At 39.3% G+C, this 21,894-nt stretch carries 19 protein-coding genes; 10 read left to right on the forward strand and 9 right to left on the reverse strand.

What is annotated here, in order from left to right; all coding sequences use genetic code 11:
- Positions 1–117: 117 nt before the first annotated feature.
- Positions 118–234, forward strand: a complete 117-nt coding sequence (locus AAC388_RS11875; RefSeq protein WP_119026689.1) for a hypothetical protein — start codon at positions 118–120, stop codon at positions 232–234.
- Between the two features lie 340 nt (positions 235–574).
- Positions 575–808, forward strand: coding sequence for a hypothetical protein (locus AAC388_RS11880; protein ID WP_024436173.1), 234 nt, complete (start codon positions 575–577; stop codon positions 806–808).
- Positions 809–966: 158 nt separating this feature from the next.
- Here AAC388_RS11880 and AAC388_RS11885 read toward each other — a convergent pair whose 3' ends face one another.
- Together AAC388_RS11885 and eat are read right to left on the reverse strand one after the other, a co-directional pair.
- Positions 967–1,593, reverse strand: a complete 627-nt coding sequence (locus AAC388_RS11885; protein ID WP_032038395.1) for a hypothetical protein — start codon at positions 1,591–1,593, stop codon at positions 967–969.
- Between the two features lie 160 nt (positions 1,594–1,753).
- Positions 1,754–3,169 (reverse strand): ethanolamine permease, encoded by a 1,416-nt coding sequence (gene eat / locus AAC388_RS11890; protein ID WP_086400063.1) that lies wholly within the window; start codon positions 3,167–3,169, stop codon positions 1,754–1,756.
- A gap of 181 nt (positions 3,170–3,350) precedes the next feature.
- Here eat and AAC388_RS11895 point away from each other — a divergent pair, with 181 nt between their 5' ends.
- The 3 genes from AAC388_RS11895 to AAC388_RS11905 all read left to right on the forward strand — a co-directional run bounded on the left by AAC388_RS11895 (position 3,351) and on the right by AAC388_RS11905 (position 7,095).
- Positions 3,351–4,352, forward strand: a complete 1,002-nt coding sequence (locus AAC388_RS11895) for a phosphotransferase (RefSeq protein WP_342370674.1) — start codon at positions 3,351–3,353, stop codon at positions 4,350–4,352.
- A 74-nt stretch (positions 4,353–4,426) separates the two neighbouring features.
- Positions 4,427–5,752 carry a haloacid dehalogenase-like hydrolase gene (locus tag AAC388_RS11900; RefSeq protein ID WP_342370675.1) on the forward strand — a complete coding sequence of 442 codons (1,326 nt, stop codon included), beginning with the start codon at positions 4,427–4,429 and terminating at the stop codon, positions 5,750–5,752.
- Between the two features lie 308 nt (positions 5,753–6,060).
- Positions 6,061–7,095 carry an AraC family transcriptional regulator gene (locus AAC388_RS11905; RefSeq protein WP_031944595.1) on the forward strand — a complete coding sequence of 345 codons (1,035 nt, stop codon included), beginning with the start codon at positions 6,061–6,063 and terminating at the stop codon, positions 7,093–7,095.
- 148 nt (positions 7,096–7,243) lie between these two features.
- Here AAC388_RS11905 and AAC388_RS11910 read toward each other — a convergent pair whose 3' ends face one another.
- On the reverse strand, positions 7,244–8,584 hold the full coding sequence (locus AAC388_RS11910) for an aspartate aminotransferase family protein (RefSeq protein WP_342370676.1): 1,341 nt from the start codon (positions 8,582–8,584) through the stop codon (positions 7,244–7,246).
- Between the two features lie 403 nt (positions 8,585–8,987).
- Here AAC388_RS11910 and mutS point away from each other — a divergent pair, with 403 nt between their 5' ends.
- The 5 genes from mutS (at position 8,988) to AAC388_RS11935 (ending at position 14,547) form a co-directional block, all read left to right on the forward strand.
- Complete coding sequence (gene mutS, locus AAC388_RS11915; RefSeq protein WP_002115830.1) at positions 8,988–11,627, forward strand: DNA mismatch repair protein MutS; 2,640 nt, start codon at positions 8,988–8,990, stop codon at positions 11,625–11,627.
- A 61-nt stretch (positions 11,628–11,688) separates the two neighbouring features.
- Positions 11,689–12,219 (forward strand): GNAT family N-acetyltransferase, encoded by a 531-nt coding sequence (locus AAC388_RS11920; RefSeq protein ID WP_342370677.1) that lies wholly within the window; start codon positions 11,689–11,691, stop codon positions 12,217–12,219.
- 344 nt (positions 12,220–12,563) lie between these two features.
- Complete coding sequence (gene fdxA, locus AAC388_RS11925) at positions 12,564–12,887, forward strand: ferredoxin FdxA (protein ID WP_002051033.1); 324 nt, start codon at positions 12,564–12,566, stop codon at positions 12,885–12,887.
- Positions 12,888–13,017: 130 nt separating this feature from the next.
- Positions 13,018–13,740, forward strand: coding sequence for a D-Ala-D-Ala carboxypeptidase family metallohydrolase (locus AAC388_RS11930; RefSeq protein WP_262441345.1), 723 nt, complete (start codon positions 13,018–13,020; stop codon positions 13,738–13,740).
- Between the two features lie 138 nt (positions 13,741–13,878).
- Positions 13,879–14,547, forward strand: a complete 669-nt coding sequence (locus AAC388_RS11935; protein WP_002115787.1) for an O-methyltransferase — start codon at positions 13,879–13,881, stop codon at positions 14,545–14,547.
- Between the two features lie 116 nt (positions 14,548–14,663).
- On the opposite strand, the gene AAC388_RS11940 is transcribed toward AAC388_RS11935, so the two are convergent.
- The 6 genes from AAC388_RS11940 to AAC388_RS11965 all read right to left on the reverse strand — a co-directional run bounded on the left by AAC388_RS11940 (position 14,664) and on the right by AAC388_RS11965 (position 21,755).
- Positions 14,664–15,506, reverse strand: a complete 843-nt coding sequence (locus AAC388_RS11940) for a universal stress protein (RefSeq protein ID WP_002115820.1) — start codon at positions 15,504–15,506, stop codon at positions 14,664–14,666.
- Between the two features lie 155 nt (positions 15,507–15,661).
- Positions 15,662–16,273 (reverse strand): chloramphenicol acetyltransferase CAT, encoded by a 612-nt coding sequence (locus AAC388_RS11945; RefSeq protein ID WP_002115833.1) that lies wholly within the window; start codon positions 16,271–16,273, stop codon positions 15,662–15,664.
- Positions 16,266–16,865 carry a YigZ family protein gene (locus AAC388_RS11950; protein ID WP_032038417.1) on the reverse strand — a complete coding sequence of 200 codons (600 nt, stop codon included), beginning with the start codon at positions 16,863–16,865 and terminating at the stop codon, positions 16,266–16,268. The genes AAC388_RS11945 and AAC388_RS11950 overlap by 8 nt, the downstream gene beginning before the upstream one ends.
- Before the next feature lie 92 nt (positions 16,866–16,957).
- A complete protein-coding gene (locus AAC388_RS11955; protein ID WP_342370678.1) occupies positions 16,958–18,154 on the reverse strand; it encodes an HlyD family efflux transporter periplasmic adaptor subunit in 1,197 nt (398 codons plus the stop codon).
- A complete protein-coding gene (locus AAC388_RS11960) occupies positions 18,151–20,292 on the reverse strand; it encodes a type I secretion system permease/ATPase (RefSeq protein ID WP_342370679.1) in 2,142 nt (713 codons plus the stop codon). Before AAC388_RS11960 ends, AAC388_RS11955 begins: the two co-directional genes overlap by 4 nt.
- Positions 20,289–21,755 (reverse strand): TolC family protein, encoded by a 1,467-nt coding sequence (locus tag AAC388_RS11965; RefSeq protein ID WP_017481420.1) that lies wholly within the window; start codon positions 21,753–21,755, stop codon positions 20,289–20,291. The genes AAC388_RS11960 and AAC388_RS11965 overlap by 4 nt, the downstream gene beginning before the upstream one ends.
- Positions 21,756–21,894 lie beyond the last annotated feature (139 nt).

Here is a 21,894-nt window from a genome sequence, read left to right on the forward strand (position 1 = left end):
TTAATTAAAACGTTTTATTCATTTTCCACATTGAATCTAAAAAACGCTAATACATATATTTATTTTTAATTTAAACAAGTTCTAATCTTTTATTTAATATTAATTCAACTCTTCTTTGTGCATCACAAAAATCAATCTCTTCACTTATCCAAAATGTATGAAGCTGCCCATGTAGATGAAAATGCTCTTTATTATATTCGGATCCATGATCAGAATAATGACTATCTACTCTGAAATGATTTTGATCGTCTTTTCTTTTTTTCCCATCAAGTATACCGCCAATACAGATATCCATTTTAATGCCAATAATTAATCGAAATTGACTATAACACATAGTGCACTGTGGCTTTAAAAAGAGTTGTTACTATTATCTTTACAGTGTCATAAAAAATTTATGTTTGCAGCATATCTCCTTAAATTCAAAGAGAATAAATATATATTTTGCATATCTAAAATGCTTTGATATGTAATATAAATGTTGTTTTATCTAAAATTTATAACATTTTCAAAATAATTCTTCTTACAGTAGATAAATCACTATATGCTGCATACACCTCTTACAGAAATTATTCTAATGTCACAGCAGACTCTGCTACAAGAACTGAACTCCAGAATCGACTATTACTCTACAAGAACAGACTACCCACTACGTAGAATTTTGATAGGTTACCGAGCATATGCAAAATTGATGTTATGTTCAGCTTTTTCAGATGAAGTTATAAATTCTGCAATTGACCCCAATAAACGGAAGTATAAGAAGTTAAAAATTAAAGTCACCAAAGATGACGACCAACTCGACCTTGAATGAATCAATCTAAGTAACAAGTGAATATTTCCTTGTGCTTATTTACCGCTTCAATGACCGCAAAATGACAATGACCAATGCCGGCAATATTGTTGTAAACATCTAGATAGTGATGCCCTACTGCTGCCGCTTTGAACCAAGAAAATAATTTGCTCTTAAACTTATTTTTTCACAGGAAGTAGTAAAACAGGGTCTTCAATATCGTAACCTGTTTCTTCTGGAACCCCCAGATATTTAACGACAACCAACCTCTTATTGTGTTTAGGCACACTATAATTTTGGGAAATTTTTATAGCTTTGGTGTAATGAACCGCAACATGGGTTTTACTTTGTAAAGACGGCGATTTTACAACATATTCTGTTTTATATTGCGTGATCTTTCCTGAAGGATCAAACCAAGACGATACTTGATTCTGATGAGTTTTTAATGTTTGAATTTTTAAGGTCTTACTATTACTTACGACTAATGGGGTTAAATTCTTTTTAATTTTATTTAGAGCTTTATCAAATGCTCTACTATCTTGATCATAATCAATCTTATGTGTTTTTGGATTGATATAGAGAGATTTAACTTCGATAAGTTTATCAGGCGATTTACTATTTAATAGATAATAATAGAGTTGTGGTAGACGTCCTCGACCATCTTCGTAATGTCTTAATACATAAAGTTTCTTCTCTTTTTGCTGATAGCCCAATACTTCAATTTTTTGTCCACCGCCCACTGTCGCATAACTATGTGCGGATAAGGTAAGAATGGTGCTAAAAGTTAGAAATTTTAGAAATTTCATGAGTTCATATCCGTGTGATCTGGTAACTATATTGTATAAATATCAATCAGATTAAAATGATACTTGAGTAAGTATTACTTGCTGTTTTTATATTCTTTTGTACAGAAATATAAAGCTTAAAAAAGAGGCCGAAGCCTCTTTATTTTTAACCCATTTAAAATTAGTCATCAATCATGGCGAACTCTTGCTCAGGCGTACCTTTCACCAAATGATGACGGCTATATAACAAGTAATAGAGTATAAATCCGACATAAATCAGCGCGGCCAATAACCAAACTTTTGGATTGACCATTAAACCTGCAACTACAGCAACAGCAGCAAGAATCAAGGCAATACAAGACGTCCACATTCCACCAGGCGTTTTATACGGGCGTGGTAATTCAGGGCGAGACAAACGTAATTTGATATGTGAAAGCATCATCAATACATAAGAAATTGTTGCACCGAATACTGCCATTAAAATGAGTAAATCACCCTCACCTGTTAAAGAGAGTAAAAAGCCAATAATGCCCGGAATGATAATGGCCCAATATGGCGCTTTATTTTCATTGGTAAGTGATAAGTTTTTTGGCAAATATCCCGCACGTGACAATGCAAAAATCTGACGTGAATATGCATAAATAATTGAGAAAAAACTTGCGACCAGACCAGCAAGACCTACAAAGTTAACAAAGCTTGCCAACCATGTGTGCTGACCATATACCGCAATGAGTGCGTCAACCAAAGGTGCCCCTGAATTTTTTAAAGCATTTGAACCCGCTGCACCTGCTCCCAAAAATAAGATTAAAAGTGCAAATGATGCCAATATTAACATTGAACCAATCAAACCTCGTGGCAACGAACGTACTGGATCTTTTGCTTCTTCGGCAGCCAGTGGCACCCCTTCAACTGCAAGAAAGAACCAGATGGCATAAGGTACTGCGGCCCATATTCCCATATAGCCAAACGGTAAAAAGCTACTCGCACCTGCATGAGTGCTGACTGGAATATCAAATAAACGCGCACTGTCAAAATGTGGAAGCATCGCAACAATAAATACGACCAGTGCAATACAAGCAACGGCGGTAATTCCAAACATGATTTTAAGTGCTTCACCTGCACCTTTCAGATGAATACCCATAAAAACTAAATAACAAATTAGATAAACAGCCCAGCCGCCAATTCCAAAGAGTGATTCGCAATATGAACCGATAAATACGGCAATCGCAGCAGGTGCAATTGCATATTCAATTAAAATCGCAGTCCCTGTGAGGTAGCCTCCAAAAGGACCAAATGCAACGCGGGCAAAACTATAGCCACCGCCAGCAGTAGGTAACATCGTTGACATCTCAGACATCACAAAGCTCATGCAGAGATACATAAACGCAACGATGACTGTTGCAATAAAGAGTCCTCCCCAGCCGCCTTGTGCCAGCCCAAAATTCCAACCCGCAAAGTCACCCGAAATGACGTAAGAAACACCCAGCCCCACTAAAAGTAACCAACCTACTGCCCCCTTTTTTAACTGACGTTTTGCAAAATACTCTGCGTCCTGTTGTAGAGCACCAACATCTACGCTTAATTCAGACTCTTTCATTGTCGTATTGCCTTATCGACCAAATTTACACCACCAATAGTTGCGCAAAAGATATTCATAAAACTTGACAGCAAAACATCTCCCCGACCACTTGAAGTCAAGTTGATTCATTTTTTCTTTTATAAGATCGACGGCATCTCAACACAGAACGTGTTTAAAAATTAAATTGAGGAGTTGGGTTATGTCTGTAGAACAAAATGAATTTTTAAGCCAAGTTCAATTACAAATACTGGCAGAACAAGCAATTAAGCAATATCCCTCGGAATATCAAGGACAGGTCAAACTGCTGTGTCAGTCTGAAAATGCAACCTTTCAGATTTCAACTGGCTCTACCCGATATGCACTTCGAATTCACCGTCCCAACTACCACAGCAAACTCGATATACAAAGTGAGCTTGAATGGTTAGATGCTTTAAATGCGAGTGGTATTCAAGTTCCTGTTGCGATTGCAGATCAATCAGGTGAGCGCGTCATCACTTTAAAACTATCGAATGATATTTATCGTTATGCAGTCCTTTTCAACTGGGTTGAGGGCGATATGCCGACGGTTGAAGTTGACCCCACTGCATTTGAGCAACTAGGACAAATTACCGCAAAGTTGCACGTCCATAGTAAGACATGGCAAGCGCCTAAAAACTTTCAACGTATTGTCTGGAATCATGAAACCATGATCGGTGCGGATGGACACTGGGGAAACTGGAAAAATGCACCTCATTTAAGACCACAAGATCACAGCGTGATTGAAGAAGCCATTGCACAAATTTCGAAAGATTTAAATTTCTTTGGTAAAACCCAAGAACGTTATGGCCTAATTCATGCCGATTTGCGTTTAACCAATTTATTACTACAACAAGAACGTATTGGTGTGATCGATTTTGATGACTGCGGAATGAGCTGGTTTATGCATGATCTCGCCGCTGCGATTAGCTTCAATGAACATTATGCAAATGCGCCTCATTGGGTTGATTACTGGTTAAAAGGCTACGAGCGCGTAGGTCATATTCAGTCTGAAGAATATGAAATGATCCCGACTTTTATCATGCAACGCCGCATTCAAATGATGGCTTGGAATGGTTCTCACGCACAAATAGAAATGGCTCAAAGTCTTGGAGACCAATGGTCCAATGAAACTGTACGACTCTGTAAAAAATATCTAAACGGACAAATGCCTGTCGGAATTTGAAAAGTGATTTAGATCGCTTTTCTTCATTTTCAATTTTTAGTTTTTAAATTTTATAGAATTTAAAGGAAGGGTTTATGCAAGCTACCCATCAACTGAGCAAAGTTGCCAAAGCACTATTACTCACCAGTAGTCTGGTAAGTATGATTGCTCTAAGCGCATGTAACTATAACCCTCTACAAAGCACATCTCCCGCAGTCGCTATTCCCAAAAAGGAATATATCCAAAAAGGTCAATGGGACGCTTTTAACTTTGACCAACTTAACCAATTAATTGCTACCTATGGAAAAGATAGTCCAAACTATAATCCTGAAAAACGTCCATATATTGTCACTGACTTTGACAATACCTCGGTATTTTTAGACATCGAAGAAGCAACGTTAATTTATCAACTTGAACACTTAGCCTTTAATGTCACGCCAGAGCAGCTAAATCAGATTATTCGTAAAGGGATTAGCTCGCAAAATTTTGAAGCGGCTTACAATAACCAGCAAGGCCAAGCCGTCAATATTGATAAAATTGCCCCAGATATTATTGCCAGCTACACATGGCTTTATCACCACTATAGCGGTCTAAAAGGCAAACAAAGTCTCGATCAAATTAAACAAGATCCGCATTATCTCGATTTCATTACTAAAATGAGATATCTATATGCGGCGATTGGAGACACGTTTGACCATGAAGTTGCATATCCGTGGGTCACTTATTTATTTACTGGGCTTACTGAACAACAAGTCCGTAATTTGGTGAAAGCAACGGTGGCTTGGCAAATGCAGCAACCGATTGGACCCGTGACATGGACCTCTCCCTCAGCACTTTCGGGCCAAGCAGGTGTTGTGAAAACCACTTGGGAAAATGGTTTAAGACCATACCGAGAAATGCAAAATCTATTTAAGACCTTTCAGGACAATGGCATTGATGTCTATGTCTGTTCGGCATCTTTTATTGATGTGATTAAGGAAATTATTTCTAATCCAGAGATCGGCTATAACATTAATGAAAAAAATGCCTACGCCATGGAGTTAGAACGAGATGCACAAAATCGAATTTTACCCGAGTTTCGTCATGGCTATGCGCAAACTCAAGGTAAAGGCAAAACTGCAACCATCCAGCGTTTTTTAGTCTCTAAATATGGTTACGGACCAATTTTTATCGCAGGTGACAGTGAAGGCGATCAAAATATGATGCAAGATTTTGCGGCGACTCAGAAGGTTCTGATTATCAACCGATTGCGCAGCCCAAGTTCTGATATTGGAAAGTTTTCTCAGCAGGCTGCGCAGGGCTATGGTCAAGCCAATACTAAGTTTTTACTACAGGGCCGCGATGCCAACACAGGTCAATTTAGACCCTCAATGGCTAGTTTAAGTTATGGCGCACAAACGGCAAAAACTACAAAAAATTAATATTTCACTTATTTTCTCATGCCTACAATAGATGTTGTATGCATGAGAAGCCGCTTAATTTCTTGTTTTAGTTCTGCCCTTTTTGCCTATCTCTAACGCATTTTCTGCCTTCTTTTAGTTCGCTACCCAACCTTAAATACAATGATTGATGTCTTCTTAAAGAGTCAAATCTGAAACTTAAAACAGCAACACATAAGCCATTATTTTATAAATAGTTTTAACCACAAAAAATCATGGACGTAAGCAAAAACTGGTATGGCTTTTGCTTAATATAATAATAGTTAGGAATAAATATCATGAGACTTGACATGTTACATCTCAATCCAGCTCATCTTGTCGATTCAAATATGTGTAATCAAGGTGTATTGTCTGCAGCCGCCTCTGGATTAAGCGAGTTTATTCATCAAAAAGGTGCAGATGTTGATCGTGTTTTAGGAATTAGTGGTATTAATCCTGAACTTCTCATCAGTCCAACTTTGAGCTTACAACTACCCAATTATTGCAAGGTGTTAGAACAGGCGGCATTGGTTTCAGGTTGTGATAATTTTGGTCTGCATTATGGTCAACAGTTTCAACCGAAATCATTAGGGCTTATTGGTTACATCGGTCTTTGCTCAAACACATTAGAGTCTGCACTCATGAACATGACCAATAACTTTTATTTGCATCAGAAAGATACTCTCAATCGAATGGTCGATTTAGGAGATAGCTGGCGCATAGATTATCAAGTCCAACACGGCGCGATTTTAACTCGTCGCCAAGATGCTGAACTGACTATGGGCATGTTTATGAATGTGATCCGTGAAGTGATGGGCCCTCATTATTCACCACGCGCCATTCACTTTGAGCATACTCGACCTGAATTCTGGCAAGAACATAGCAAATTATTTAACGCGCCTGTTTATTTTGATCAGCCATTTAACTCCATCATCATTTCAAAAAAAGACGTCCAGCATACTATGCCGGGCCGCGATTCTATTTTATTAACAGTGATTCTAGATACGTTGCACCTACTCAATCGCGCTTCACCAAGTCAATGTCTTGCTGATCAAGTTCGCTCTCACATCCAACTTGAACTCAGTGAAGGTGAACCAAATCTTGAAAAAATCGCTCATGATATTGGTTTAACGAGTTGCACCCTTACCCGCCGTTTAAAAAATGAAGGATTGACCTTTACCCATTTAGTCGATCAGGTCCGTTGTGAGTTGGCCGAACATTATATTAAACAGAAAAATATTCCAATTTCAGAAATGGCATTCTTATTAGGTTACTCAGAAGTAAGTGCTTTATCTCGTGCATTTAAACGTTGGTTTGGTGTTACGCCACGTCAATTAAGACACTAAAACATTCCAAATACAGGCCTTGAATAAAGGCCTTTTTATTATTTAAGCAAATCGAGATAACTTCTAACGACACATAAGATATGAACAATAAAATACCCTTCAAATTAGATTTAACATCCAACTTGAAGGGTATTTTTTATAGAAGGTCTTACTTTAATTTTGTTAAGGCTTGATCTAAAGCACCGACTAACCAATCAATATCTTTTGTTTGGAAAGCCAAAGGTGGGCGCAGTTTCAATACGTTGCCATAAGGACCTGCAACTGAGGTTAAAACTCGATGAGTATTTCTGAGCTCTTCAATAAGGTTCAAAGCTAATGCTTTATTCGGCTCTTTAGTGGTTCTGTCTTTAACCAGTTCAAACCCTATAAATAAACCAGCGCCACGTACGTCGCCAACCACTTCATGTTTGTCCATAAGTTTAGTGAGTTCTTTTAGAAGTAGTCCTCCCACATATTTGCTATGGGTTTGCAATTCTTCTTCCTGAATCACTTTAAGTACAGCCTGAGCGGCTGCCATAGAAACAGGATTACCACCAAAAGTATTAAAATATGGAATTTTATCGCTAAAAGCAGCAAGGACTTCACTCTTGGCTAAAAGCCCTGACACAGGAACTCCGTTCCCCATTGGTTTACCTGTTGTAATGACATCGGGCACAACATTGTGGCGGCCAAAGCCCCAGAAAGAATCGCCAGTGCGCGCGAACCCCGGTTGTACTTCATCAGCAATAAAGATTCCGCCATTGGCATGCACGACATCAACCGCTTTTTGTAAGAACCCAACAGGATTAGGCATGACCCCATCAGAAGAAAATATTGAGTCCGCTAAAAAACCTGCAAACTTGATGCCTTTTGCATTCATATCATCAATTTGTTGTTGGATCTGCTGTGCGAACCATTCACCTAAATCATCAGTTTGAATCCGATAATAATCAGGTGCTGGAACTAGACGAGTTGTAGCATCTAAAGGTTGTTCAGTTCCCAGTGCTGGAGAGCATCCTGAGGTTAAGCTACTGGTTCCATGATAGGCTTCTTGAGACACAATAATTCCTGTACCGCCGCTATATTCACGGGCAATACGAATCGCTAAATCATTCGCTTCCGAACCTGTACACATATACATGGCACGGTCAATTTCATCAGGAGTGGTTTGTAAGAGTTCTTCGGTATAATCCAAAATATTTTCATGTAAATAACGGGTATGCGTGTTGAGCATTTTCATTTGTTCATTTACTGCTTCAATCACCGCAGGATGACAATGACCAATACTGGCAACATTGTTATAAACATCCAGATATTGATGGCCTGTTGCATCCCATAAATATTGACCCTGACCTTTCACCAGATGCACGGGATTACGATAAAACAAGCGATAGGATTCACCTAAAATTTTATTTCTTTTATCTGTCAGTTTTCGGGTAGCATGATCCAGCTCAGCAGCATGTTCTGGACGAAAGCTATTGGTATCCATAATGGTTGAACGCGTACCCATGAATGACTCCTCTATTTATATTCAGCATACTTTTGCGCGAGACGATGACTGACGTAGGCAATTCATACTCTGATTCGACATATTTCAGTATTTGTTTGAAGTTACGCAAACCATATTGCTTAAGTCTCTTTAAAAAAACTTGACCTCAGACCACTTAAGCCACAATTTGAAGTCAACTTATTGGTCTTATACTTCAGGGTTCCACTACTCTTTTTTTCAATAACTCAAATTTGTTACCATTACACATCTGGAGTGACTCCAATTCGCTTTATACTATGGATGCCAATTTTCAAAGTTCATCCAGTTGTGTTCTTTTCTTGAATGACATTCATTTTTAAAAGACTTGAAATTGGTTAGATGACCAAACGTAAAATATTACTGATTATTTAAGGGTTTAATACGCATGAATAGCGCTGAAATCATGGCTGACTTATCTTCTCACACACCTATGATGCAGCAATATCTCAAAGTTAAAACGGACTATCAACATGCGTTGCTGTTCTACCGTATGGGTGACTTTTATGAACTCTTCTTTGAAGATGCTCATTTAGCAGCCAAACTTTTAGGCATTACCTTAACCCATCGTGGCAAAGCCAGTGGCCGTCCTATTCCAATGGCAGGTGTTCCCTATCATTCGGCAGAAGGTTATTTGGCGCGACTTGTTAAAGCTGGGCGCACGGTAGCCATTTGCGAACAAGTTGGAGAAGTAACAGGCAAAGGCCCTGTTGAACGTAAAGTTGTTCGTATTCTGACCCCGGGTACATTAACTGATGATGCATTACTCAGCAGTTATCAATCATCTAATCTCGTTTCATTGTGCATTCATCAAAACCAGATCGGTTTTGCTTTACTCGACTTAAGTGCAGGCATTTTTAAAGTTCAACAACAAGATTACAAGCCAGAACAATTACCTATTGAACTTGCGCGTTTAATGCCAAGTGAGATCTTGATTGATGAAGATTTGGTCGACACCAATATTATCGAACAAATTAAAAAGCATTTAGATTGCCCTGTTACTAAACGTCCAAATGTAGACTTCAATCTAAATAATGCACAAAAAACCTTATGTGACCAGTTTACGGTATCAACCCTTTCAGGTTTTGGTTTAGACCCATTACCTTTAGCCAAAGCTGCTGCCGCTGCACTTATTCACTATGCAAAAGAAACCCAAAAAACTGCATTACCGCATATTCGTTCAATCCAACTTGAACAAAGTACTGACTTTATTGCGCTCGACCCAATTACACGTCGCAACTTAGAAATTATCGAGCCATTATTTGAACACGGAACATCATTATTTCAACTGGTAAATGATTGCCAAACTGCAATGGGTGGTCGTTTATTAAGCCGCACACTCATGCAACCTGTGCGTGATACTGCATTGCTTGATGCTCGTTTAGATGCGATTGAGCAACTCATTCAGGGATATCACGAAAACCCAGTTCGGTTAGTGCTTAAAGAAATTGGTGATATTGAACGTGTGCTTAGCCGCGTTGCACTAGGCAGTGCGCGACCACGTGATTTGGTGCAACTTCGTCATGCATGCGCACAAATTCCAGCTTTAAGAACGGCGTTAACTCCAGTCATTCAAGCGAAGAAATCTAAGTTATTAGTTCAACTAGATGAAGAACTTGGAGATTTCAAAGCACTTCATCAACATTTAATGGCAGCAATTGTTGAAAACCCACCGGTATTACTTCGTGATGGCAATGTAATTGCAGAAGGATATGATGCTGAGCTTGATGAATTACGCCAAATTCGTGATCATGCAGGTCAATTCTTAATTGATCTAGAAATTAAAGAGCGTGAACGTACAGGGATTAATACCCTTAAAATCGGTTATAACCGTGTAAGCGGTTACTACATTGAACTGACTCGTGCTCAAGCAGAACAAGCGCCAGCCGACTATATCCGTCGTCAAACTTTAAAAAATGCTGAACGCTACATTACCCCTGAGCTTAAGAGTTTTGAAGATAAAGTCCTGTCGAGCGAGTCACGTGCACTCTCTCGTGAAAAAGCACTATTCGAAGCTTTGCTTGAAAACCTTCGCGAAAATATCGCCCACTTACAAATGATGAGTTCAGCAATTGCTCAAATTGATGTCATTGCAAACTTTGCTCATCAAGCACGTTTAAACAATTGGGCGCGCCCTGAATTTACTCCGGAAACGGGCATTAAAATTCAGGCTGGTCGTCATCCTGTCGTTGAAGCATTAAATAAAGCACCATTTACCCCAAACGATACTTTCCTTGATGCTCAGCACCGCATGGCCATTATTACCGGTCCAAACATGGGCGGTAAATCAACCTTCATGCGCCAAACGGCATTAATCAGTTTACTTGCTTATTGCGGTAGCTATGTTCCGGCTAAAGCGGTCAAACTTGGTCCAATTGACCGAATTTTTACCCGTATTGGTTCAGCCGATGATTTATCTACAGGTAAATCTACCTTTATGGTTGAGATGACTGAAACTTCGCAAATTTTGCATCATGCCACCAACCAGTCGTTGGTGTTAATGGATGAGGTTGGCCGCGGAACCAGTACCTATGACGGTTTATCTTTAGCATGGGCATGTGTGGTCGATTTAACCAAGCGCGTAAAATGTTTATGTTTATTCGCGACTCATTATTTTGAGTTGACCGAACTTGGTAGTGAAGCAGGAATCGATAACTATCATGTCACGGCGCAAGAACTGAATGGCAATCTGATTTTATTGCATAAAGTTCAACAAGGCCCTGCAAGTCAAAGTCATGGTTTACAAGTTGCAAAATTAGCGGGTATTCCTGCCAATGTTATTAAAGAAGCGCAGAAGCGTTTACGCATTTTAGAAAAACAGCAGCAACAACATCTACAAACCAGTTTTCAAAATGATTTGTTTGCTCCACCAGATGCAAACTCTGGTTCACAAATCATAGAGAAAGTTGTCGAAATTGAAGTTTCATCCCCTGCTCTAGATTTACTTAAGCAAATTGAAGTCGATAACTTATCGCCTCGTCAGGCACTTGAACAACTCTACGAGTTAAAAGCTGCACTCAAATCTTAATAAAGCACTTCCGAATAAGCAGGCTTAGGTCTGCTTATTCATATCGGAGAATAATATTTATATGATCTTAAGATCTTTGAAAAGTTCAGAAATTGATCTTATTTGGCAGCAGATTAGCCGCCGTGAATTAATCACTCAAAACTACATACAAAAACAGCAACATCTAGACTTAGTTGATTGTTTTTTTGATGTACAAAATTGGGATTCATATCATTTAGAAAATGACCCACCTAAACTCAAACAACTCTTTGCACAAGGTTCAATATTTGTCGGTGCATTTGATGCTTCTGAAAAGCTCGTTGGTGTGAGTGTGGTGTCAAACCAAGTTATAGCAGACTATCCTCAAGCTAAATTACTCCACTATTTCTATGTCGATGCAGACCAACAAGGTCAAGGTATTGGTTCCAAACTGATGCAAGCCGCAAAAGAGTCCGCCAAACAACTCGGTGCAAACCAACTCTATATTTCAGCAACTCCAAGTCGGCGCACTGTAGACTTCTATATAAAGCATGGCGCGCAACCGTTAAGTGCTCCAGATCAACAACTTTGGCAGCTCGAACCCGAAGATATCCATTTACTGTGTAAGCTTTAGATCTAAAAATTTAAGGTTTTTTTCAATAAAAAAGCCGTAAATCAAAATTTGTAAAAGAAAAATAAAAAGTTAAGGCATTTAATAAAATAGATGCCTTGACTTAAATGACATCTAAATAATTAAATAAAATATTTTTTAAGTTATTGTTTTATAAAATATATTATTATTTTAATTTTATAGATTACGCTCTGCTATGTTTACAAGATATGTTTGATTATCAACGTATTAACTTATCTTCATATGCATGAATAAAGAATATCAATAAAAGCAATTGTTTGTTTACCCCTTTTTTGCCTAAAATAAGCTATTCGAAATGAAACCATATTTTTTAGGTAGCTGTCGCCATGACCTTTGTTGTCACTGAAAATTGTATTAAATGTAAATACCAAGATTGCGTAGAAGTTTGTCCTGTAGACTGTTTTTACGAAGGTCCGAATTTCCTAGTGATTAATCCGGATGAATGTATTGACTGTGCATTATGTGAACCAGAGTGCCCGGCAAATGCAATTTTCTCTGAAGATGAGTTACCTGAAGGTCAAGAAGTGTTTATTGAATTAAATGCTGAACTTTCTCAAAAATGGCCTAACATTACTCAAATTGGCGATCAACCAGCTGACCGTGAAGAATGGAACGGTAAACCTGATAAATTACAATATCTTGAAAAGTAATTTATAAAAAGATCAGCAACCGCTGATCTTTTTTATACCCTATTCAAACATTTCATTGCAAATTCCTCGTAATTTGTGCACTGTTTTGCATTAAAATACCCGCAATATTTATAAGTGCTTAATTTTTCTTATGCGGAAGTTTTTGCAGAGTCTGGTGCCCTTATGCATAATCCCAGCGGTTATGGTAGGTTGTGTCAGCTCTCCCCAACACACAACAACAGGCAAAACCTCTCCAAGTGGTAAACGAATCTTTATTCCACAAGAGCGCGTTATTATCGAGCGCCCAATTCCCCCTAAAGTTGAGCCTGCATCTTATCGAAATTGGTTAAGTTCTGGTGAAAATTACCAACGTGTTCGTGAATACGAAAAATTCTTAACCCGAAATAATGTTGCAGGCATTGTGCCAAGCTTTGAGTTATTACGTTCAGCACGTGATTGGCAAAAATGTGGCCGCTCTGAATATGCTGTACCTAATCGCGAATTATGGGGAAATTCTTTATCTACCCTACGCGTATTTAAATATTTAGTTGCAGCAAAAGTTCTTACCGACTTTGAAGTGACTTCGGTTTACCGAGATTTACCTTTAAATGAATGTGCAGGTGGCGCAAGCTCATCTAAACATTTATTTAACTCGGCAATCGATTTCCGTATTGGTCCTGAGTTCCCACAAGCTCAAGATTATGCATTTATCGAAAATACCAAGTTTAAACTTTGTCAGTTCTGGGCTCAGCATGGTCAAAGCTTAAACATGGGTATTGGTCTATATAGTTCCGGGCAAATTCATATTGATACTCAAGGCTATCGTACTTGGGGACCTGACCTCACCCGAAACAGTTCGATGTGTAATTTCTAATAAAAAAACTCCTTTCAACTGAAAGGAGTTTTTTTATTGTACATTTCCCAATCAACCAAAATTTCTTGAAACGAAGATTTTTGCACTCTATGCATAAACGTTTAAAATAGCCCGATCAACATATAGGTAAATTTGATTATGCAGCAGATGTGGACAGACATTGACCAATATATCGATTCACATTTAATTCCCGAAGACCCGCGACTCGAATATGCATTAAAGAATACCGACGAACACGGCTTTTCAAATCATCTTGCAGTAGCTCCTAACCAAGGTATGTTCTTGCAGATGCTTATTCAAATGAATAAATGCAAACGAGTTTTAGAAATCGGAACCTTTGCTGCATACAGTACCATCTGGTTAGGTCGTGCCTTACCTGAAGATGGTTATTTACTCACAATAGAAGGCCGTGCTACTCATGCAGAAATGGCACAAAAAAATATCGATCATGCCAATCTTCCTGTAAAAGTTGATCTTCGAGCTGGCCGTGCTGCAGATATCCTTTCTGCGATTGATCCTCAATCTATCGAGCCTTTTGATTTTATTTTCATTGATGCAGATAAACAGGGTTATCCTGAATATTTAGAATTAAGTCTGAAATTCTCAAGATCAGGTACGATTATCGTACTCGATAATGTAATTCGAGCAGGTGATATTTTAAATCCTGACAATAAAAAACCGAGTATTGAAGGCATCCGTGAAATGTTTAAAGCCTTAGAAAATCATCCGCAAATATTGTCTTGTACAGCCTTACAAACAGTTGGCTCAAAAGGTCATGATGGCTTCGCAATTGCAATTGTGAAATAATGGTTAAAAAATCATCTTTTTTATTTTATTATTTATAATCAATTAATTACTTTTATTACTGTTGCTTTTCCATATAGTTATCCACAAGATTTGCGGATAACTATATGCAAATCTCATCATTTAGCCACAAGTAATGGTACAGTCGCGTTTCGGAAAATGGTTGTCGCAATACTTCCCAAGAAGAATTGATGAATTTTGCTATGACTAAATGCCCCTAACACAATGATTTGAATACCGTGTTCTTGTTGGTACTCTAAAATATTTTGTGCAACATCACCATAACGGTAAACGGTGACTACATCTAGACCCGCTTGTTTAAGATAATGTTCTGGTTCATTTAATATTTCTGGATGATCACCTACATACACCAAATGACATTGCAGTGTTCGCAATAAGTCACTTTGGGCAATACGGCGCATCATTTTTTGACAAGTTGGCGAATATTCATAAGCAAAGATAAATCGTGTTGGCACTTTAAAGTTTTCACCAATGGTCAAAACAGTACAGTTCGCACCGCGGATGAAGTTTTCAACATTGCTACCGATTGGTTTGTGTTTCTCGGCTGCTCTTTCCCCGACTCGACCTAAAATAACGATGTCATTTTCATGTAAGAGATTAAAACTTTGTTCTAAAAAATCACCTTTTTCTTGAATTTTTGAGCTGGTAATTCCGTGTTTTTCTTGAATAAGATCAGAAATATGGCGGAGTAAATTATTACTATAATCTAACGCGAGTTCACTTTGTTTTTGCTCTAGCTCAGCTAACTCTTTTAGCAGCATTGCATTGCTTTCAAAGCCGATTACCCCACTAATTTCACCAAGATGGTAACTGGCTGGGTAATAGTCCAGAATTTGTAATAATACAAGTTCCCGTCCGGTCGCTTTAGCAACCCATGCTGCTGCATCAGCAATAGCATTAATACACGGTGATGAGTCAATACACGCAATAACACGGTTCATGTTAGCCTCTCTTCTTCAGGTCTATTGCCTTGGAGATTATTATTAAAACTTAGCTTTAACTTAACATAGATAAAAATTGGTATGTTAAGGTTTATGTATAAAAATCAACTTTTTTGTTTAAAGATCAAACATTTTATTACATTCTTGAGACTGCATTATTCTCTTAAACGAATAAATTTTGCGGGGTTCCCACCGACAATATGGTACGGCTCAACATCTTTGGTCACCATACTATTCATCCCCACCACAGCATGTTTACCGATTTTTATACCGTCTTTAATCCCCACATGCGCACCCAACCAAACGTCTTGCTCAATTTCAATTCCCTTGGACGTAACTGGCTGCTGGTAAAGTGGACGGTCGAGTTGCATCCCATGGTCAAATGCATATAAATGGCAATACGCGGCAATACGGACTTGGTCATGCAACTTGATGCCCGTTCGTCCCCCATCTAAAATACAATGATGGTTAATCGCGACTTCATTGCCGATTTCCAGCGGTCCATGCAATGTGCAATCAGCCGCAATAAAACTATTATCCCCAATAATAATTTTGCGGCCTGGTTCAGCAAAAATATGTGCTAGCGGCGAAATAAAACAATTTTCACCAATCTCAACGGTTTCCATATCCATTAAATAAGCTTGATATTCTTTTTGCCACTCTTCAGCCCAAGCACGGTTTTTAGGTTTTAAAGTCCAATATAACCATGGCATATAGTTTAAGCGGTGCTTATGTTGCTCACGATATTTCAGTAAGGAATCAGTCATCTGTTAATTCCTCTTCAATTTTTAATTCTTCACGACCACGTGTTACGTCTCTGAGTTTTAAGGCAAGCGGTTCAATTTGATGTATCTGTAGTCTCGCTTCAATATCTACACCTGTTGCCGTGTAGGTTTCCTGATATTCAATCTGTTGTTGAGTCAGCTCATATTGAAATATGGCCCATTCATTAAAATGACACGAAAAGTGAATTGTCTTCTTTGCAATGAGTTCAATACGTTCAGCCAATAATAAACATTGTCCAGCACAGCCACCGTATGCTCTCACAAGGCCGCCTGTCCCCAGTTTTATTCCACCATACCAACGGTTAACCATCACAATAATATTCGTCAGGTCATTCCCTTCAATGGTCGCCAAGATTGGACGGCCTGCCGTTCCTGACGGTTCACCATCATCGTTAAAGCGTACGTTATGCCCAATTTTCCACGCCCAACATTGATGAGTGGTCGAGATATCCTTGTTGTATTCTAAAAATTCTTTAACCTGCTGTTCATTTTCTACTGGCGCAGCAATCGCCTGAAATCTACTTTTTTTAATTTCTTCTTCAAATGTAATCTGTGATGCAATCGTAAAAGCCATAAATAAGATAAAGCACAATAAAAATCAAATTATAACGTGAATTTAATAGAATCAAACCTATAAAAAAGCCCCGAATCTCGGGGCTTTTTTTATTATCTTTCTCGTAACGCTTCTTTGGCTTTATTAAATGGTTTAAGTAAGTAATCGAGTACTGTTTTTTGACCAGTACGAATATCTACTGTTGCCACCATACCCGGTGTAATACCAAACGCTTTACCTTCTTTATTGTAAAGCTTGTCGGAATCAGTGCGGATATAAACACGATAATAGAATTGGTCCTGTTTTACTTCATCACGAATGGTATCTGGTGAAATAACCGTAACCTTACCTTTTAAACCACCATAAATTGAGTAGTCATAGGCCGTGATTTTAACCAGTGCTTCTTGTCCTGGACGAATAAAGGCAATGTCACGCGGTAAAATACGCGCTTCAATCAGCAATTGCTCATCAATCGGTACAATGGTCATCAATTTACCATTTTGTGGAATAACTCCACCATGGGTAGTTACTGCAATTTCTTTTACAACACCACGTACCGGTGCTCTAAACACTGCACGATCTAAACTGTCACTACGACCGAGCACGATTTGTTGTTGCGTTTCGCTATCGGTATTGGCTTTAGATAACTCTTCACGCGCTTTCACATAGTACTGGTTTTGCGCATCATTCATTTTGTTTTGCAGGTCGTTTGCTTCACGACGTAAACGTAAAACCTCAACCTCACTAGCTGCACCTTTAGCCACCAGCGGTTCTGTCATTGCTAGTTCTTGTTGCACAAGTTGTAACGCCTGTCTTAAACCTGCAAGCGTTTGTTCAAGATCAGCTCGACGTGAGCGATATAATGCAGTTTCTTCTTGTACTAACTTTCGTTCTTTCATCACAATTTCAGGAAAAACCAAAGGTGTGCCATTTACTTCCGCACGCAAACGCGCTGCTGTCGCTTGAGCAGAGATCAGTAAAGATCTTGATTCACCAACATTAGAGGCAAAACGGGTTGGATCGAGCTGCGCAAGAATTTCGCCTTTTTGAACAATATCGCCTTCTTGTACATTCAGCTTGGTTAAAATACCGCCTTCTAAAGACTGGATGACCTGCTCTTTAGATGATGGAATGACTTTACCTGTACCGGTAGAAACTTCTTCAAGCTTAAATACCCACGCCCAGATAAAGAAAATAACTAAGCCAATGCCCACAATCCAGATTACTAAGCTCGCACGTGGTAAGGGTGGCTCACTATAAGAGACATTCATTGAACGGGTGAGTTGTTGTTCTTGTTGTGGTTCGCTCATGAATTACCCCCTTGGCTCACTTGTTTTTGTTGGGCTGTTGATTGATTGAGTACCTGATCTCTTGGACCGTCCATCACGATTTTGCCTTCATTCACGACAATAATACGGTCTACAAGTTCTAATACAGCGCGGCGGTGGGTCGCAACGACCAAAGTACGATGTGCCAGCCAACCTTTTAAATGATCAATCAGTTGTTTCTCTGCCACGTCATCAATGGCTGCTGTCGGTTCGTCTAACAATAAAATGTTAGGTTGACGAATCAATAGCCGAGCCAATAACAACGCTTGTTTCTGACCACCAGAGAAACCAACACCACCTTCTAAAATCAGATGATCTAGCCCTTCTTTTTTCTCTTGAACAAAAGGTAATGCACCCGTCACCACTAAAGCTCGAAGAATCTCTTCATCCGTTGCAAGCGGCGCGCCTAAAGTGAGGTTTTCACGAATCGTACCGTAGAAAAGATGCGCATTCTGGTTAAGTAAGCCCATATCACGACGTACATCAGACGGATCAATTAATGAAAGATCGAGACCATCTAAATGTACTGCGCCTTGAGTTGGAACTTGCATACCAGATAGAAGCTGGAGCAGTGTCGATTTACCTGCACCGTTACGCCCCAATATGGCAATTTTTTCACCAGCGCGAATTTTTAAATGACGGATTGCCAAACTTGGTTTCGGGTCTTCTTCGCCATACTGGAATAAGACATTTTTTAATTCATAGTCGCCATTTAAAACTGCTTTGTGTACCAGATGCGAACGGTCAGCCTGATCAATCGGACGCTGCATGAGTTCATCAAGGCTTTGTTTTGCGACTTTTGCTTGCTGTAAACGACCCAAAACACCTGTAATCTGTGCAATCGGTGCCAACATACGTGAAGATAGAATGGAGCAAGCTACTAACGCACCTGTAGTCATTTCACCGTCCATTACGGCAAAACATCCTACCAACACCACAATTGCATAGGTCAAACCTTGAAGCATTTGAGTCCATGCCATTAAGGTACCAACAATTTTACGCTGTCTCATCCCGATATCGGCTGAAACTTCGTTCATGTGATTCCACTGGTTTTGGAAACGTGATTCAGCACGCAATAGTTTAATATCCTCAATACCCTGCACCGCTTCGACAAGAATTGCGTTACGGATTGAAGACTCTCTCATGCCCTCTTGTGCGAGTTGCGCTAGCTTCTTTTGCACCAGAATACCCGGCAAAATCATAAGTGGCACAACCAGCAACATCACCCAAAATAGCTTTCCGCCAATAATCGCAAAAATGATCAGGAAAAGGAAAAAGAACGGGAAATCAGCAATAGCACTAATGGTGGTTGAAGTCACCAGTTCACGAACACCTTCGAGCTCACGAATCTGGGAAATAAAACTACCGGTAGACTTTGAACGGTCTTTATTTTTGATGCGTAAGGCATGACCAAATACACGGTCAGACACCCGTAAGTCAGCACGTTTACCAATAATATCGGATAAATATACCCGTGATATACGCAAGGTAAACTCAAAAAGTGCTGCAATGAGTACACCACCTGCCAGCACCCATAAAGTCGGGATAGACTGTGAGGGTACAACACGGTCATACACTTGCATTGAAAAAATAATGGTTGCCAGTGCCAAGACATTGGCAATGAGTGAGGCAAACATAATATCAACGTAGCGCTTCCAGTCTCTTAGAACAATCGACCAGAACCAGCTTGCTTCGTACGGTTTGATATATTCGTCAATACGCGCATCGGGAATAGACGTTTCAGGACGCAGAATATAGACATTCTTAATTGTTGTTTTTAAGGCATCTAAGCTTAAATTTTGGGAAAGGCCATGATCTCCACTAAACTGGATACTGACATTTCCTTGAGTATCAGCCTTATCAATTACACCAACTTGTCCGTCATTAAACTCGACCATGACAGGTAAACGCCATGGGTTGAGCAACTCTAAAGAAAACGGCACTTTACGTAAATTGAGTCCTACCTGACGTGTAATGAGCTGTAAAACATCATCAAGGTTTTGATTTTGGTTCCAGTCAAGTTGTAAACGAATCCTTTCTTCTGAAGGCTCAATTCTATAATGTTTAGCAATCGTTAAGACCGCCTGTAACCAGGGCTGGTAATTTATTTTTGTCATCATGGTTGTACTTCGAACCCCTGAATTGAAATATTATTTAAGTCATAAGCTTGGCGGGAACGTCCTGTTGCTGCAATGTACTGAACAATACTGCTGTAGATGTCATAACGTGCAGTTTCAAGTTCCGAATTGGCGCTATGAATCGCTTGTTCAGCATTCAGTAGGTCAACCAATGAACGGGTACCGAGTTTGTACTGCTCTTGATAAAGTTCGCGTGTACGAACTGTTGTCGCTTGGCGGTTGGCTAAAACCTGCATTTGACGTTGTTTATTTTCAATTTGTTCACGGCTAGTTCTGATCTGATCGAGCACATCCAGATACACAGAATTCACTTTAGATTTAGCGGCTTCTTCTGCATAACTTGCCATTTTTACTTGGGAAGAAACTGCCCCACCTTGATAAAACTGGCTGGTGGCTTCAAGCATGATGGAACTATATAAACCGTCGTCCTCATCATTGTTTGGGTTTTTTCCATTAATGGCCTGACTGACCGAACCTTTCACTGCCAAAGTTGGATAACGAGTTAAACGAGTCTGTTCCTTTTGAGCTTTAGCCACTTCAATACCCGCTTGTGCAGCGATCATTTTTGGAATGGTATTAAACTCAGGCTCACCATATAAATCAGATACTTTCACCAAATCATCTGAAATAATCCAACCTGTACGCGAAACATCAGCACCCAACAATGTTCTTAAATGTTGTTGGTACTGACGTAATAAAGATTGCTGTGCAATCAAACCGGACTGTGCAGCTTGTAAATAAGACTGAGCTTGGATCGGGTCAGCCTGACTGCTAATACCAGCATTTGCACGTAAATTAGCGATTTCCTGAATTCGCTGAATACCCGCAATTTGCTGCTCGGCAATTTTATTTAATTGGAGATAGCGCTGAATATTGATAATCGACTGAGCCACATCAAGTGCAATATCATCAATGCTGACCAACACATTCGCCTGCTCGACTTGGAGTTTAGCCTTCTCAACCGATACGCCTGATTTGACTTTACCAAAATCATAAAGCATTTGAGTTGCGTTTAAAGTCAATAACTGCCGACCACGTTCACCACTACTCAAGTCTCCTGTGGTAATACCACCTGAAATTTGAGGATAGTAACCTGCCTTCGCAACATCAATACCGGCGTTTTGGCCAGCTAAAGTTGAAATGGCTTGGGAAATATCAGGGTTACGCTGAATCGCGATTTTCACCGCTTCCTGCAGAGTCATTTTCCTTGATGGCAAATTTGAATAAGATGAAGCTGCTCTATCATTGAGTTGAACAGTCGGAAACTCCTGCACTCTAGAGCGATCTAGCCTAAAATTACTCAACTCTTGCATCTTAGCGACTTTAAATTCATCACTACTTTTAGGGGCAAAAAGTTGTGATAAGTTGTCTTTTAATGTGTGATATTGCTCACTTGGTTTAGCGGCATATATCACCATCGGTACATGCAGTGAAGTTAAAAGCATCAACCCTTTCAGGAAAGCTGGCTTTTTACATGTCCTTTTTACTCTTCTCTGGTTATATCCAATCATGCTTGTCTTGTTGATCTTGTTTGTTATCGTTTAAAAGCTTTTACATTCTACATATTTTTTTGCATAAAGAAGC

This window comes from Acinetobacter sp. D009 (assembly GCF_038562025.1).
Classification (GTDB): domain Bacteria; phylum Pseudomonadota; class Gammaproteobacteria; order Pseudomonadales; family Moraxellaceae; genus Acinetobacter; species Acinetobacter pittii.